The sequence below is a fragment of the uncultured Methanobrevibacter sp. genome, assembly GCF_900316895.1.
In the GTDB taxonomy this organism is placed as follows: Archaea; Methanobacteriota; Methanobacteria; order Methanobacteriales; family Methanobacteriaceae; genus Methanocatella.
On record NZ_ONER01000038.1, the window covers coordinates 1 to 14,806 of the forward strand.

The window sequence follows — 14,806 nt, forward strand, 5'->3', positions numbered from 1 at the left end:
AGAGGGTATGGAAAATATTGTCTGAAATTCCATATGGCGAAACAAGGACTTATGGGGAGATTGCATCAATGATATCCCCAACAATGTCTGCACAGGCTGTTGGCGGAGCTGTGGGCCACAATCCGATATCAATCATAGTGCCCTGCCATAGGGTTTTGGGCAAGGATGGAAAGCTAACGGGATATGCCGGTGGAATTGATAGGAAAATATCATTGCTGGAACTTGAAGGAATTGATTTTAAAAACTAATTTTGATGTAATATATTCATAACATTTATAATATATTTTTTACAAAAAATTAACATGTATTAAATAAGCTGTATTTAATACATATCAAATTTGGAAAATTAGAAATTGGTTTTATAAATTCCGTCATTTTTATGATGCTGGAAAAATTAGTTGATAAAACTGTTTTTATAAGACCTATTATTGAAGTTTGACTTCAAATAAAAAATTTTTAATTGGGTTATTTTGATAGTATTGAGAAAATTATTAATAAAAGAGAGTAATTATGAATTTTAAAATTAAAAAAGCTTTAGTTTTAATATTTATTGTAATCTCCTTGTTATTAGTGGTTAATTCAGTTAATGCAACTGATACTTATGAAAATAACACTATAGTGGATGATTCATTAAGCTTAGCTAATGATGCATCCATTGAAAATTTAAATAACGAGATTTCAGACGATGTCATTACAATAAATAGTGATGACGGAACTGAAACCGAAGTAACAAACTCAGTAGCTGAAGTTTCAAATTCGAATGGTAAGTTAGGTAGTACAGACGATTCAGATGTTCTTTCAGATCATATACAAAACGGTCGTTTTTACATCAATGTTGTCTCAGACACTCCAGTTGTGAAACCTGGAGATGAGGTCATCTTTGATGTCTATGTTAAAAATACTGGGCCAGAGTATGGTGGTGTATTCGACTACGAGGCTTGGAATAATGTTCTAACAATCAATAACTGGTTTGATAAGAATCAATTTGATTTATTATGGGTTGAACCTACTGATAATTGGGATTCAAATTATTTTAAGATAAATGAGCTCAAAATTGTCGATGCTTATGGTTCATCATATGTGCCTATCAGATATAAGGTTTGGGGGTGGAAAAACGGGTATGACCTGCATTATAAAGTTCATCTCAAGGCCAAAAATTCTATCGTGCCGGGTAATTATGAGTTCAAAGCCCAAATTTATGACAACACATGGCCATATACCGGGGGAGCGAATGATGAGTCTACTGCGAATGTTATGGTTGGAGTCGCTAGTTTAAACATTACAAAGACAGCAGTCACTCCTGTTGTAATGAAGGGTGAGAGGGTTTGCTTTGAAATTTATGTAAAAAACAATGGATCCCTGCCTGTTATAGATGATTACATTTATATCAATGACTGGTTTGATTATGGCCTGATTTATGATGGGTATGAAATAATGCCTAACGATGATGGTATAATCTATGACAAGAATTATGACATATCTACAACATTTGATGGGTATGGGTACCGTGTTGTAGCGCGGTACGCCACACAGAATGATTGGAAACCTGATTACAATCTCCGATTCAGGCTTTACTTTAACACAACTGATGTGGGTGAATTCAACAACATGGCTCACATTTTCTGGAAATGGAAGTCATGGGGTAATGATACTGTTCATGAACATATTGAAGTACGTGATAATGCATCAGTAATCGTAGCAGAACCTGAATTCACTGTTAATAAGACTGCTTCAAGCTCTGTTGTTAATGTCGGTGACATGGTAAGTTACAATGTAACCGTGAATAACACAGGACTTGTAAATCTTACGGGCATTTTTATTCAGGATAAGGATTATTCAAACGGATTGAGATATCTGGACTATTCAGATAAAGATCTGTGGGAGTATGACGGTGTAGACAAATGGACTCTTAAAGGAGTGTTGGCTCCTGGTGAAAGTACAAGTCTTATCCTTACATTCGAAGTGACTAAAGCCGGTTTGCTAATAAACAATGTTATTGCTGGTAACGGCCTTAAAAATGAAACTAAAAGCAGTGAAGCTGACGTAGAAGTTCTTGAAGAAGAAAACGAAACAAATAAGAATTCTACTGGTCCAGATGATCCAAAAGATGATGGTCCTGAGGGGTCAGATTATGGTTCTGATGAATCACAAAATGATGGTTCAGATGATGGTTCAGATGATGGTTCTGATGAAGCAGATAATGTTTCTGGTGAAACACAGGATAAAAATGAAGTTCATGCTGAAACTTCAAAATCAGTGATGAATTCCACTGGTAATCCTTTATTTGTTCTGTTACTTTCTTTAATGACTTTAGGTTTCGTTCCGTTAAGACGTAAAAAATAAACATATGTGATTTAATCACATTTTTTTTCTTTTTTTTAGATTCCAAAATATGAAATCTTAACCTTTCCGTAAAAATTATGAGTATAATCATTCCTATGAACTATAAATTGGTTTTGCCGATATAGAATTTTGGATGAGTTTAAATAGGTTAAGTTTATTTAACTATTCAAATAAATAACTTTACATGGATTTGCCTTTAAACATTGTCATAGGTAATGGGATATCATTATTCGCAGGAATTTTCATCATTTTAAGCATGTGGGTCAATGATGAAAAGCAGGCATATAAATACCAGTTCCTCAATGCTTTTATCCTGATTATTTCTTCAGTTTTCTTTTTTTCATGGACAGGTGTCGTTACCATGGCAGTTGCGGCTTCAAGAAATGCAATGGTATATTTTGACAGGCTTACATTCCCCTGGACCATGTTTTTCATTTCTGTTTCAGTCATTTTTGGCCTTCTGGTAAATACCATGGGTCTTGTTGGAGTTTTGCCAATCATTGCGATAATACAGCTTTCACTGTGCAACTACTATCTAAAGACAATAAAGCCAATTAAGATCAGCTTCATTGTAAACAGTGCCATTTATGTTGTATATTTCCTTGCGATTTGGGACATTTCGTCAGCTTCCATCGAAAGCTTTACCGCTCTTGTCGGATTGGTGTCTCTTGCTCGTTTAATTTCATCCGAGTCCAAGTCAGCCTAATTTGCTGATGAATTCAAGGATTTTTGTTACAGTCTGGTTTTGCTGATTTTCAGGTGTGATGCTTGCCGCATTGTCTCCAGGTTGATTTCCGTAGTATCCGAATTGGGCATGATTTCCGCCGTCAATGACATATTCGGTCATATTGCTCATATGGGGCTTTGCTTCATCATATGATTTTTTGTTCAGATTCCCATCGTTTGATCCATATATGGACATGGCCGGCTTTGTAATGTTTTCGGTAGAATATCCTGCAAGCATTATCAGCCCGTCACCTTTTCCTGAATGGGCCATATAAGATGATGCCACCACACCTCCAAGGGAATGTCCGCACAAGAGGTATCTTGAGTAGTTTGTTGTATCGATAATCTTGTCTGCTTCATTTTCACCCAATAATGCGATATTGAAAGGCATCTCAATCAGATAGCAGTCAACGCCCTTTGATGATAGGCTGCAAAACATAGGAAGATATGAAGTGTATTCTACTTTGGCTCCAGGATAGAATATCACTGCTGTGTCGTTTCCATATCCGTTAATGAATAATCCGTTATCGACTTTGGTGACATTAACGTCATCAGTTCCATTCAAATAGTCTGTTGCGGTTGGCTCGGCATGCAGGTAGTCTGTTAAATAATATGCAGAATAGGCAACTGCCAACGCCACAATCACGACAATTGCGATTTTAATTTTTTTGTTCATGTAGTATATTTTTTCTAAAATAATATTTAAATCAAACTTCCGACAGAATTAGTTTCATGAAAAGACTTGCGATTTTTGATTTTGACGGAACCCTGTTCGATTCGATTCATGATGTCCTAATCTGCTTTAATAAGGCGCTGGCGATTCATGATTTTCCGCCATTGACCCGTGATGAGCTCATTCCTTGTCTGGGAGGAAACATTGATGAGATAGTTGCGCTCGTTTTAAAGGACAACAACACCCCTCAGAATGTTGAAGAGGTTAAAAGGACATATCTTGATTTGTACTATTCATCTGATAAGGAGTTGACAGTTCCCTTTCCAAAAGCCCATGATTTGTTGAGGAAACTGCAGGATGATGGCGTGATATTGGCCATCAATTCAAATAGGCTGTCAGATTCCCTGGAGCATTTTGTCAGCAGATTCTTCAGCGACATTGATTTTATCCTGGTTGAAGGGCATAATCTCATTGACCCTTCAAAGCCTCATCCGTGCGGTGTTCAAAAAATCATAAAAAAGGCGAAAGTTCTGCCTGAAGATGCCATATACATTGGTGATTCAAAGACAGACATTGCAACTGCAGAAAATGCGGGAATCGATTGTGTGATTGTCAAATGGGGTTACGGCAGTGAAAACGACTGGCAAAACGATTATATCCTTGAATCTGTTGATGACATGTGTGAGATACCAAAGTATTTTTAGTCCAAAATTCAACTATTAATTATGTTATTCGTTAATTATCCTAAATGTTCAACTTGCAGAAAGGCCAAAAAATGGCTGGACGAACAGAATATTGAATATGACTCAAGGCATATCGTAGAGGACAATCCTACTGCTGATGAATTGCGCAAATGGTGGGAAATATCCGATTTGCCTCTCAAAAGATTCTTCAACACCAGTGGCATGAAATATCGCGAGCTTAAACTGAAAGACAAATTGCCTGACATGTCTGAAGATGAGCAGCTGGATCTTCTGGCCACTGATGGCATGCTTGTAAAAAGGCCGGTTTTGGTTGGTGATGATGTTGTTCTGGTCGGCTTTAAGGTAAAAGAATGGGAAGAGAAATTATTGTAAAATTATTTTTTTCAAATTGAAAGTAAAACTTTTTTTATTGAGTTTTTTGCAGTTCTCATTAAAAACTGTTGTAATTTAATTTTTGGAATGATTGTCGTATTGACCTTTGCAGAATGAGTACCAAAGTTTGCAGAGGCATGAGTGGTGCTGAATCAACAGATTTGATAAGTAAATTTGTGCAAGAGGGATAGACTCCGAGGTTGTAGCTCAAATATATGAAGTTTGGATTTTTGTCTCGGAATTGTTATATACATATGATTGACACAATATTAATTATATTTAAAACAATATAGGTAGGATTTGAGAGTATGGAAAATAAGAATATAATTATAATATTGCTTGTAATAATTGTTATTCTTGCAGCTGCAATCGGATTTATGCTGTTTAATCAGCCTACTGTTGCTAAAGAACCAACAAAAATTAAGATTACAAGTGATAAGGAGCAATATGAAGGCGGTAAATTGTCAATTGAATTGACTGATTTGAACAAGACTCCATTGTCAAAGGAAATTGTCAATATCACAATCACCAACAAAAAGGGCAAGGTGGTTGTTGATGATGTTGTTAAAACAAATTCCAAGGGCAAGGCAAAGCTTGATTTGGATTTGAAAAAGGGAAAATACAAAGTTAATGTTTCTTATGGTGGAAATGAAAACTACACTGGAAACAATACAACACAGAAATTAACTATTAAAGAAGAGGAAGTTGTTGAAGCTGCAGTTGAAAATGTAAACTCACAAGATTCGGTAAGCCAAGCGGATGGTAATGGTATGCCTGAAGAAACAAGAAAAATATATGCAGCAAGGCAAAAAGCCGCAGATGATGGAATCCCTATGTATGAATACATACATTCTCCAGAATTAGTAGAAAAATATCAGGCAATGGTATAGAAAGAATACAGGTAATTTAATAAATTATATTAATGGACCTTTTTTATTCTTTCTTTGAAGAAATGAATCAGTTAATATGTTTTCAATAATTCAGGGATGTCTTTGATTACCCTTTCAAATCTGACTCCATATGTGTGGGTTGGATCGCCGATTGTTTCTTCTATTGCCTTTTTGGTGAGTTCTCCGGCAATCTTTGCCGCTGATGTAGGGCTTTTGCCGACCATGGTTGAGCCTACAAATGATGATGCAAAGACGTCCCCTGTTCCGTGGGATACGTAATCGACTCTGTCGTTGTATACCATTTCTATTGAGGATTCGCTTTTGTCCAGGACAATCATTCCCATCTTGTTTTCCTTGTGAGTATCTCCTTTCAGGATAACGTATTTTTTTGTAAACTCGGCAAGCTCGTTTGCCATTTCCACCATTTCCTCATTTGTGAATTCTTCCTTCCATGGTTTATGCAGGATATAGCATGCTTCTGTTGTGTTTGGAAGGATAAAATCACCTAATTTACACAGCTCACCCATCCTGTCAGCAAATTCCTGGTCAAATCCGTTGTAGAATTCACCCTGGTCTGCCATTGCAGGGTCAACAAATACGAGTCCATCGGGTTTCAGTCTAGAGTCAATTATGTCTTTGATGTAATCTAGTTGTTCTATTGAAGCTATGAATCCGGTATATATCGCATCGAAATAGATTCCTTCCTTTTCCCAGTGCTTTTGGATGGCCGGAAGATCTTCTGTCAAATCCCTCACAGTAAAGTCTGTAAATCCTGATGTGTGTGTGGATAAAACAGCGGAAGGCAATATTGCAGTCTCTATTCCAAATGCAGAAATTACAGGCAGTGCAACGGTTATTGAGCACTGTCCATAACAGGATATATCCTGGATTGTTAATATTTTTGTTGTGTCATTCATTCTTTCAACTCTAAATAATATAAGTTAATTTGTATATTGCTTAGAAAAATATTTATATATTGGTATTATACAGTTCTTGAATTCAAATTAACCATATAACAGTTGTTATTACATGCTTATAAATGTTTTCATACTTTGTAAAAAAAGAATAGAGATGGGTTAGAATTTTTTGATTCAACATTTGTAAAGGGAATTAACTGTTTCGGCTGATATCGCAATGACTTGTCAAAAAACTCTCCCAAAATCCCATGGTCATTGAATATGTATGCGTGTTATATTTAGAGGAAAATGGGCGACCATGTTCATTTGCAATCTTTTGAATTCACCATCTCTCGAAAGTGCATTACTGCGCTTTCACTCAATAGTAGGTCAATGCTATTTAAAAAGTTTTGGTAACCGATTGGTCACCATAACCGAAAACTTTATATACTTCAAAAACAAGTCAATATAGCCGACTGATTTTTTTGGAGGTACTATCATGAACATCACTAAACATGTAACATCTTGTCCTATAGAATTGGTTGTAAAATTGATTAACAAAAAATGGGTAATTCAGATAATGAGAGATTTATTTTTCGGTAAATCCCGTTTTCATGAATTCAAGGAAGACAAACCTGATCTTTCAAACAAGGTCTTGAGCCACTGCTTGAAAGACATGGAAAACAACGGTCTGATTCAAAAGATTGTCGACAAGTGCGACAAGAAGAACGTCAAATACATTTTGACAGAAAAGGGCAAATCACTCAACAAGGTGATATATGAAATTGCCATGGTGACCGTTGACAGCGAAAACTACTCTGACATAATCAGGGATGGCCTTAAGACAAGTTTCAAGGAAAACCTGTTGTAGGCTGAAAAATTAATATTTGGGTTTCGGTGTGGACCCTAAAAAACTACTTTTTTTCATTAACTTTAATATACAAAAGAAACTTAATTATTATTGAATAAAATATTTTAGGGGACAAAATATTGTTAGATATAAAATTGTTCAGAGAAAATCCGGAAATAATCCTGGACTCTGAAAAGAAGAGATTCAGAGACACTGAAAATGTGGAAAAGGTAATAGAATATGACACCTTATGGAGAGAAGGTGAGAAAAAACTCAATTCCTTAAGGGCTGAGAAAAACAAATTATCCAAATCATTCAAGAAAGCTAAAGAGGAAGGCAATCTGGAAGAGGTTATTGCCAGATCCAAGGAAGTGGCAGCTGAAATTAAAGAGTTAACAGCCAAAAATGCGGATTACCTCAAGCTAAGAGACGATTACAGATACAAGGTAGGAAACGTCATTGACGAGGACGTTCCGATTTCAGACACTGAAGATGACAATGTGGTTGTGAGAACCTACGGAGAAAAGCCTGAATTTGATTTTGAAGCGCTCAACCATGTTGATTTGATTGAATCAATTGACGGTGCAGATTTGGAGACTGCAGCTGAAATCGCTGGAGCAAGGTTCTACTATCTGAAAAGAGATATTCTACACTTGAACCTCGCATTGATTCAGTTTGCACTCAATGAACTTGAAAATGAAGGTTACATTCCGATGCAGACACCATTCTTTGTAAAAGGGGAAGTTGCAGCCGAAACTTCCGAGCTCGGCGAGTTTGAAGAGACCTTATACAAGGTGGAAAACGAAGACATGTACCTTATTGCAACCGCTGAGCAGACCCTTGCGGCATTTCACCGTGATGAAATCATAAATCCCGATGAGTTGCCGTTGAGATACTGTGCTCTTTCAACCTGCTTCAGAAAGGAAGCGGGCTCACACGGTAAGGATACCTTGGGAATTTTCAGGGTCCACCAGTTTGAAAAAATCGAGCAGTTCATCTTCTCAGAACCTGAAGACTCCAAAAACCAGCATGAGAAGCTGATGGAAGTGACTGAAGGAATCTATCAGAAACTGGGTCTTCCATACCAGGTCATAGCTATCGTGTCCTCTGCATTGAACGACAATGCGGCTATCAAATACGACCTTGAGGCATGGTTCCCTGGATCTGAAACCTACCGTGAACTGGTTTCATGTACAAACTGTAAGGATTATCAGGCACGTAAGACCAAGACCCGTGTTGGAAGGGCAGGTTCCGGTGATGCGCAGATACTGCACACCCTAAACAGTACTGCAATCGCAACCGAAAGGACAATGTGCTGTATCCTGGAAAACTATCAGCAGGCTGACGGCAGCGTTAAAGTTCCTGAAGTGTTGGTCCCTTACATGAACGGAAAGACTGTTATTGAAGCTAAAAAATAACTTATTTTAATTTAAGTGTGTTTTTACACACTTCAACTATTTTTTAAATGAAATGTAAATAATACATTACTTCCAATTTTCTTTTCAAAATACTTTTAAACAACCCCCAATAAACTATTACTCATGAAGAGTAGTATCGCCAATTATCTAAATGGAAAATTTGACCCTATTGTCTTAATCAAAACCAATGAAAAGCCCGATGATATCAAAGGTCCGAAGGAAGGCCGTGGAGGCTGTGTAATGTCTTTTGTTGCACAGTGCATTGCTAAAAGGAAAGCTTTTGTTTTCGGCCGTGAAAATGGAACCTGCGGTGGAATATGGCCGGGCTTTGGATGGGGAGACGGTTTTGCCACTGAAGATGCTAAGGAGTTTCAGGCAACATTCCTTTCAAAAGGTGCCGATTCAGCTAAAAACAGGGAAGAATATCTTAAAAAACTTGAATCAAGGCCTAAGAATGTAAGGGAAATGTTTGCTGAAGGTGAAAGAATCTATGAGGATTTTGAAACCGCATATGGGCATATCTCATCAAGACCGATTTATGACAGCGAGGATTATGTTGTCTTCAAGCCTTTGGAGGAGCTTGAGGAAGGCGAAATCCCTGATTCAGTGATATTCACAGTCAATGCATTTGAACTGATGCTATTGCTGCAGCTTGACGGATCCCACAGGGTTGAAAGCAATTACGTTTGTGTGCCCCAATCATCCGCATGTCAGCTGATTGGATGTTTCACTTTTGAACAGGACGAAAGCGAGGATCCTCATTTGCTTTTGGGTCCGGTTGACCTTGCCGCACGTAACCACATGAAGCATTTCATTCCTAATGATTACGTGACACTTTCAATGCCATGGAAGCTGTTCATGAAACTTGAAGAGCTAAGTGAGGATAGCCTTTTCCAATCACATTTATTTAATGATTTTGACAAATAGTTATATTGATTATTATGAAAACAGTAGTTATTAATGCAAGTCCGAGAAGAAGATGGAACACCGCACAGGTAATGAAGGAGGCTGCAAAAGGTGCCGAATCAGCCGGTGCGGAAGTGGAATATGTTGATTTATACAAGCTTGATTTACATGGATGCATGAGCTGTCTTGTCTGCAAAAAGGCTGAAAAAGACAGATGCAAATGTTACTGGAAGGATGAGCTGTCCCCATTGATTGAAAGGATTTTGGATGCTGACACATTGCTGATCGGTTCTCCGATTTACTTCAACGAGCCTACCAGCCACTACCGTGCCCTGATGGAAAGGCTGATATTCTGTATTCTTTCATATGACGGTTTCGGTTCCTATTTCGAAGGCAAGATCAATGTTGGGCTCTTCTTTACAATGAACGCTCCTGAAGACTATTATGAAACAATGATGGAGGAATACCTGGAAAACTCATCACAGGTCTTTGGAATGCTTAACGGTGAAGTCAAGATTTATCCTGTATTCAATACACTGCAGGTCAACGACTATTCAAAATATGCAATGGGAGCATTTGACGAGGAAGACAAGAAAATGAATCATGAAAAGCAGTTCCCGGTTGATTTGAAAAAGGCATTTGAGATTGGAGCTGAGCTTTCAAAATGAAAACAATAGTAATCAATGCAAGTCCCAGAAAGACATGGAACACAGCCGAAATCATGCAGGCCGCCCAAAAGGGTGCCGAATCAACAGGTGCTGAAACGGAATATTTCAACCTGTATGATTTGGTCTTTAAGGGCTGCAGAAGCTGTCTTGCCTGCAAGCTCAAGACCAATACCAAAGGCAAGTGCTACTGGAATGACGACCTTACAGATGTCATAAATAAGATTTTCGATGCTGACTGCCTTTTGATTGGCTCACCGATTTACTTCGGACAGCCTACAAGCGAGTTTCGGGCATTGGTTGAAAGACTGATTTTTTGCATCATGTCTTATGACGACGGCACAAGCTATTTTACGGGCAAGGTCAATGTGGGGATATTCTACACCATGAATGCCCCTAAGGAGTTCTATGAGCAGTCCATGAAGGACAGCCTCTCCCCGACTGAGTATCTGTTCTCATTCTTGAATGGGGAGATTGTAACCTATCCTGTATGCGATACAATTCAAATCAGCGATTACTCTAAATTCAACATGGCAGGATTTTCCCAGGAGGCCAAGGAAAAGCAGTGGATTCTACAGTTTCCTAATGATTTGGAAAAGGCATTTGAAATCGGTGCGGAGTTGAGCAAATGAAGACTGTTGTGATAAATGCTGGTCCCAAAAGAAGGGATATCAATGCGCAGCTGGCGAAATCTGCAGCTGAAGGTGCAAAGTCAGTCGGTTCACAAGTTGAATATGTCGATTTATATAAGATTGATTTATCCGGCTGTCGTGCCTGTCTTATATGCAAAAATGATGAGGATGTCTGCAAATGCTTTTGGAGGGATGAACTGTCTCCATTGATTGAAAGGATTTTCGATGCTGATTCACTGTTGATTGCAGCTCCGATATTTTTCTCACAGCCTACAAGCCATTACATGGCCCTGCTTGAAAGATTGATTTTTAGTCTGATTTCATACAAGGCAGGAAACAAGTTCAAGGGTAAGGTCAATGTGGGGCTTTTCTATACTGTCACATCTCCGATGGATTATTTCGAAAAGTCTGTAAGGCCTCATCTTAAGCAGTCTGAGGATTTGCTTGGTCTGCTCAATGGAGAAGTTGTCATTGAATCATTTTCAAATATATCCAAGAATCTGAAGTCAGATTTATCTGATGATGAGCTTAATTCAAAAGAGGATCAGTTATCTCTGGATTTGGAAAGGGTTTTTGAAATTGCTGCTGATTTAAGCGGCTAATTTTTTTTAAAATTTTTGCGTATACATTTTTAAAAAATGAATACAAACATTTATATACTATGTTGCCACAATATTTAATTGTATACAAAAATCAAATTTGTAATACAATAAATAGAGTGATAAAATGTCAAACCAAAAAAGAACTAGAAAATTTGTATTCGGAAATGAAAGATTCGGAGGTTCATATACTCCGGGGGAGTTTGAATTCACTTTCCCTGAAGATATGACCCGTGAAGACTTTGAAAAAATATTCACTCAAAAAATGGAATCCTTACACAAAAGAGGAAACGAATTTGCAGAGGAAATATTTGATCAAAAATCCAAAAGAGAAAACCTGAAACCACTAAGCATACGCGTAAAACCTCATACCAAGGAATTTTTCAAAAATCATTCCATTCTCTCTCCAAGAGACGTATTGGAAATGTATGAAGAATTCAACAACGGTTCCGAGGCATTTATCAACTCATTGATTGAGGAGGAAAAGGAGCTTGAAAAGGAACTGGCGGAAATTCAGGAAAAGCTTCACAATGCAAAGCTCTTCAGAGAAAAGCTGGTTGATATCGAGCCTGAAAATGATATTTTAACCGATGAAGGAAAATTGGCCAAACTGCAGAACCAGTATGAAAACACTGAAGTCAAGACAATCGGAAATGAGACTCCAGTTGAAAAGGCCAAAAGCGATATAATCAAGGATATTCAAATCTACAATACTCAGGATGTGTGTGTTTACGGGAATGAGTATCTAATCATTACTGTCTATACCAACGCCCAACCTATCGCATACTACTTCAAAAACGAGTATTCAGATGATGACATCTCCGAAATAATCGCCCATGTCGAAGAGTACTGTGGTGAAAACGATATCGGATTCAGATCAATCGAAAAGTCAGAGATATAATTTTTTAAAGTCAAAGTGTGAATTTCCACACTTCAACTATTTTTTTTGTTTTAAATGGTGAGGGTTTAGGTTAATTTGTTCCTAGTCAGAAAAGAGCAATGCTATACCTTCAATGACTAATATGATTCCTATAATTATTGCAATATAGATTGGTTGTGCCCATGCAAATGCCGCAAGTGCAATTGAGATGATTCCCATGACAAAAATCAATATTGATGAAAACATGGAAAATCCACTTATTCTTGATAAAAATCCTATTATACCGAGTATAATCAGTATAAATCCGATAAGGTAGAATTGGATGCTTACAAGGAATGATAATGCATCAATATAGAATACGAATAGGAATCCGAGAATAATTACAATAATTCCAATAACAATTAATGGGAATGCATACATGTTGTTTGCATATTTTTTCATATCCCATCCGGTGTATACGGCTGAAATACCGAAAAACAGCAAACTCAATCCGATGATTATTGAAATCACCGCTTCTGAAATCATAGGGAAGATTATGAAAATCAAACCGAGAATTATGGACAATAGTCCCATGTTTTTATTGCTCTCCATTAGCGTCACCTCCATTTAACTTATATATGTTTAAAATACTATTTATTAGTATGGTATAATTTGAACAGGTAATCAATACTAGAAGAAGCATCCGTCAATATCAGGACAGGGATGTGAGCGATGAGGATATTATGAAAATCCTGAAGGCAGGAATGCAGGCCCCAGGTTCAAGGCTTGGGGCCGAACCATGGGAGTTTGTTGTTGTAAAAGACAAGGAAACTCTTGCAAAGCTCGGTGAAATTAAGCCCAGGGTTACAAATGCTCCCGTTGCAATCGTTCTTGTTGCCAATATTGAAAGGGCATTCTACAAGATGGTTTGGCAGCAGGATATGGGTGCAGCCTGTGAAAACATGCTGCTTGAAGCGGTAAACCTTGGACTGGGAGGGCTATGGAATGGAGTTGCTCCTGAAGAGGAACGCATGGAGGCAATCGGTAAAATAATTGGAATTGATGACATCACCGATTTGAAGCCTTACTCAATTGTCACTATAGGTTATCCTGCCGAGGGCTGGGAAAACAAATTCATGGACAAGTTTGACGAGGAAAGAATACACTATGAAAGATATTAGATATGACTTTGAAAGCGTGATTGACAGGACAGGCACCAATTCCCTCAAATGGGAACTTTTCGATGATGATTTGCCGATGTGGGTTGCCGATATGGACTTCAAGGTGGCTCCTGCCATCGAAAAGGCCATAATGAAAAGGGCAGAGCATCCTGTATACGGATATACTATCGTTCCCGATGAGCTGTTTGAAGCATACATCCGCTGGTGGAAGAGAAGATACGGCCTTGACATGTCAAGGCAGGACATGGCATACTCAATTGGAGTGATGCCGTCAATATCATCAATGATCAGGTGCCTTACAGATGTCGGCGATGAGATACTTATTCAGTCCCCTGTCTATCATGTATTCTATTATGTTATTGAGGACAATGAACGGAAGGTCCTTGAAAACGAACTGGTTTACGAACACGGAGAATATAAAATAGATTTTGATGATCTGGAGGAGAAACTCTCAAGGGTGGGAATGATGATACTCTGCAATCCCCACAATCCAATCGGAAAAATATGGTCCAGGGAGGAACTGGACAGGATTGCCGATTTGTGCTTAAAGCATGATGTCATTCTGATTTCTGATGAGATACACTGCGATTTGACAGATCCTGGAGTTAAGTACAATCCATTCAAGTCATGTGATAATGTCATAAGATGTCTGTCACCTTCAAAATCATTCAACATTGCAGGATTTCAAAGCTCTGTGGTTCAAAGCAAGAACGGCGAACTCTTGGAAATGATTAAAAAGCAGATGCATGTTGACAATTCAGATTCATGCAACGTATTTGCAACAGCTGCAGTGATTGCCGCTTACAATGAGTCTGAAGACTGGCTGGAAGAGTTAAGGGAAGTCCTGTATGAAAATAAGCAAATAGTCAAGGAATTCCTGGCCAATGAATTGCCTGTTGTCAAGCTTGTCGATTGTGATGCAACTTATCTCCTGTGGCTTGACTGTTCGGCGTTGAATACTCCTTCAAAGGTATTGTCCGAATTCTTAAGGCAGAATCAGGGTTTGTTTCTCTCTGCCGGAATCGATTTTGGACAAAACGGCGACAGCTTTTTAAGGATGAACATAGCATGCCCTCCGAAACTCTTGAATGA

The 14,806-nt window shown here is 38.0% G+C and carries 18 protein-coding genes; 15 read left to right on the forward strand and 3 right to left on the reverse strand.

Annotation, left to right across the window (positions count from 1 at the left end):
* From QZN27_RS05450 to QZN27_RS05460, 3 genes are all read left to right on the forward strand, one after another.
* Positions 1 to 248, forward strand: a 248-nt coding sequence (locus QZN27_RS05450; protein ID WP_296784701.1) for a methylated-DNA--[protein]-cysteine S-methyltransferase, incomplete at its 5' end; no start/stop codon positions are given.
* A 322-nt stretch (positions 249 to 570) separates the two neighbouring features.
* Positions 571 to 2,343, forward strand: a complete 1,773-nt coding sequence (locus QZN27_RS05455) for a hypothetical protein (protein WP_296784704.1) — start codon at positions 571 to 573, stop codon at positions 2,341 to 2,343.
* Positions 2,344 to 2,527: 184 nt separating this feature from the next.
* Positions 2,528 to 3,049 carry a YgjV family protein gene (locus QZN27_RS05460; RefSeq protein WP_296784706.1) on the forward strand — a complete coding sequence of 174 codons (522 nt, stop codon included), beginning with the start codon at positions 2,528 to 2,530 and terminating at the stop codon, positions 3,047 to 3,049.
* Here the strand turns inward: QZN27_RS05460 and QZN27_RS05465 are convergent.
* On the reverse strand, positions 3,041 to 3,745 hold the full coding sequence (locus QZN27_RS05465; RefSeq protein ID WP_296784709.1) for an alpha/beta hydrolase: 705 nt from the start codon (positions 3,743 to 3,745) through the stop codon (positions 3,041 to 3,043). The two genes, QZN27_RS05460 and QZN27_RS05465, sit on opposite strands and share 9 nt — an antisense overlap.
* Before the next feature lie 56 nt (positions 3,746 to 3,801).
* Here QZN27_RS05465 and QZN27_RS05470 point away from each other — a divergent pair, with 56 nt between their 5' ends.
* The 3 genes from QZN27_RS05470 (at position 3,802) to QZN27_RS05480 (ending at position 5,708) form a co-directional block, all read left to right on the forward strand.
* A complete protein-coding gene (locus tag QZN27_RS05470) occupies positions 3,802 to 4,446 on the forward strand; it encodes an HAD family hydrolase (protein WP_296784710.1) in 645 nt (214 codons plus the stop codon).
* A gap of 21 nt (positions 4,447 to 4,467) precedes the next feature.
* Positions 4,468 to 4,818: an arsenate reductase family protein gene (locus QZN27_RS05475; protein ID WP_296784711.1), complete on the forward strand. Its 351-nt coding sequence runs from the start codon at positions 4,468 to 4,470 to the stop codon at positions 4,816 to 4,818.
* 308 nt (positions 4,819 to 5,126) lie between these two features.
* Complete coding sequence (locus QZN27_RS05480) at positions 5,127 to 5,708, forward strand: hypothetical protein (RefSeq protein WP_296784712.1); 582 nt, start codon at positions 5,127 to 5,129, stop codon at positions 5,706 to 5,708.
* Positions 5,709 to 5,779: 71 nt separating this feature from the next.
* On the opposite strand, the gene QZN27_RS05485 is transcribed toward QZN27_RS05480, so the two are convergent.
* Entirely contained in the window at positions 5,780 to 6,625 is an 846-nt protein-coding gene (locus tag QZN27_RS05485; protein ID WP_296784715.1) for a pyridoxamine kinase, read from the reverse strand.
* Between the two features lie 478 nt (positions 6,626 to 7,103).
* On the opposite strand from QZN27_RS05485, the gene QZN27_RS05490 reads away from it, so the two are divergent.
* From QZN27_RS05490 to QZN27_RS05520, 7 genes are all read left to right on the forward strand, one after another.
* Positions 7,104 to 7,475, forward strand: coding sequence for a helix-turn-helix domain-containing protein (locus QZN27_RS05490; RefSeq protein WP_296784717.1), 372 nt, complete (start codon positions 7,104 to 7,106; stop codon positions 7,473 to 7,475).
* A gap of 119 nt (positions 7,476 to 7,594) precedes the next feature.
* Entirely contained in the window at positions 7,595 to 8,872 is a 1,278-nt protein-coding gene (serS, locus tag QZN27_RS05495; RefSeq protein WP_296784719.1) for a serine--tRNA ligase, read from the forward strand.
* A 123-nt stretch (positions 8,873 to 8,995) separates the two neighbouring features.
* Positions 8,996 to 9,799 (forward strand): DUF169 domain-containing protein, encoded by an 804-nt coding sequence (locus QZN27_RS05500; protein ID WP_296784720.1) that lies wholly within the window; start codon positions 8,996 to 8,998, stop codon positions 9,797 to 9,799.
* A gap of 14 nt (positions 9,800 to 9,813) precedes the next feature.
* Entirely contained in the window at positions 9,814 to 10,446 is a 633-nt protein-coding gene (locus QZN27_RS05505) for a flavodoxin family protein (RefSeq protein ID WP_296784721.1), read from the forward strand.
* Positions 10,443 to 11,075 (forward strand): flavodoxin family protein, encoded by a 633-nt coding sequence (locus tag QZN27_RS05510; RefSeq protein WP_296784722.1) that lies wholly within the window; start codon positions 10,443 to 10,445, stop codon positions 11,073 to 11,075. The genes QZN27_RS05505 and QZN27_RS05510 overlap by 4 nt, the downstream gene beginning before the upstream one ends.
* Positions 11,072 to 11,677, forward strand: coding sequence for a flavodoxin family protein (locus QZN27_RS05515; RefSeq protein WP_296784723.1), 606 nt, complete (start codon positions 11,072 to 11,074; stop codon positions 11,675 to 11,677). Before QZN27_RS05510 ends, QZN27_RS05515 begins: the two co-directional genes overlap by 4 nt.
* A gap of 124 nt (positions 11,678 to 11,801) precedes the next feature.
* Positions 11,802 to 12,575 carry a hypothetical protein gene (locus tag QZN27_RS05520; protein ID WP_296784724.1) on the forward strand — a complete coding sequence of 258 codons (774 nt, stop codon included), beginning with the start codon at positions 11,802 to 11,804 and terminating at the stop codon, positions 12,573 to 12,575.
* Positions 12,576 to 12,656: 81 nt separating this feature from the next.
* Here QZN27_RS05520 and QZN27_RS05525 read toward each other — a convergent pair whose 3' ends face one another.
* Positions 12,657 to 13,145, reverse strand: a complete 489-nt coding sequence (locus tag QZN27_RS05525; RefSeq protein WP_296784725.1) for a DUF308 domain-containing protein — start codon at positions 13,143 to 13,145, stop codon at positions 12,657 to 12,659.
* Positions 13,146 to 13,216: 71 nt separating this feature from the next.
* On the opposite strand from QZN27_RS05525, the gene QZN27_RS05530 reads away from it, so the two are divergent.
* Positions 13,217 to 13,714, forward strand: coding sequence for a nitroreductase family protein (locus QZN27_RS05530; RefSeq protein WP_296784728.1), 498 nt, complete (start codon positions 13,217 to 13,219; stop codon positions 13,712 to 13,714).
* A partial coding sequence (locus tag QZN27_RS05535; RefSeq protein WP_296784726.1) for a MalY/PatB family protein occupies positions 13,701 to 14,806 on the forward strand: 1,106 nt, incomplete at its 3' end. The genes QZN27_RS05530 and QZN27_RS05535, both read left to right, overlap by 14 nt.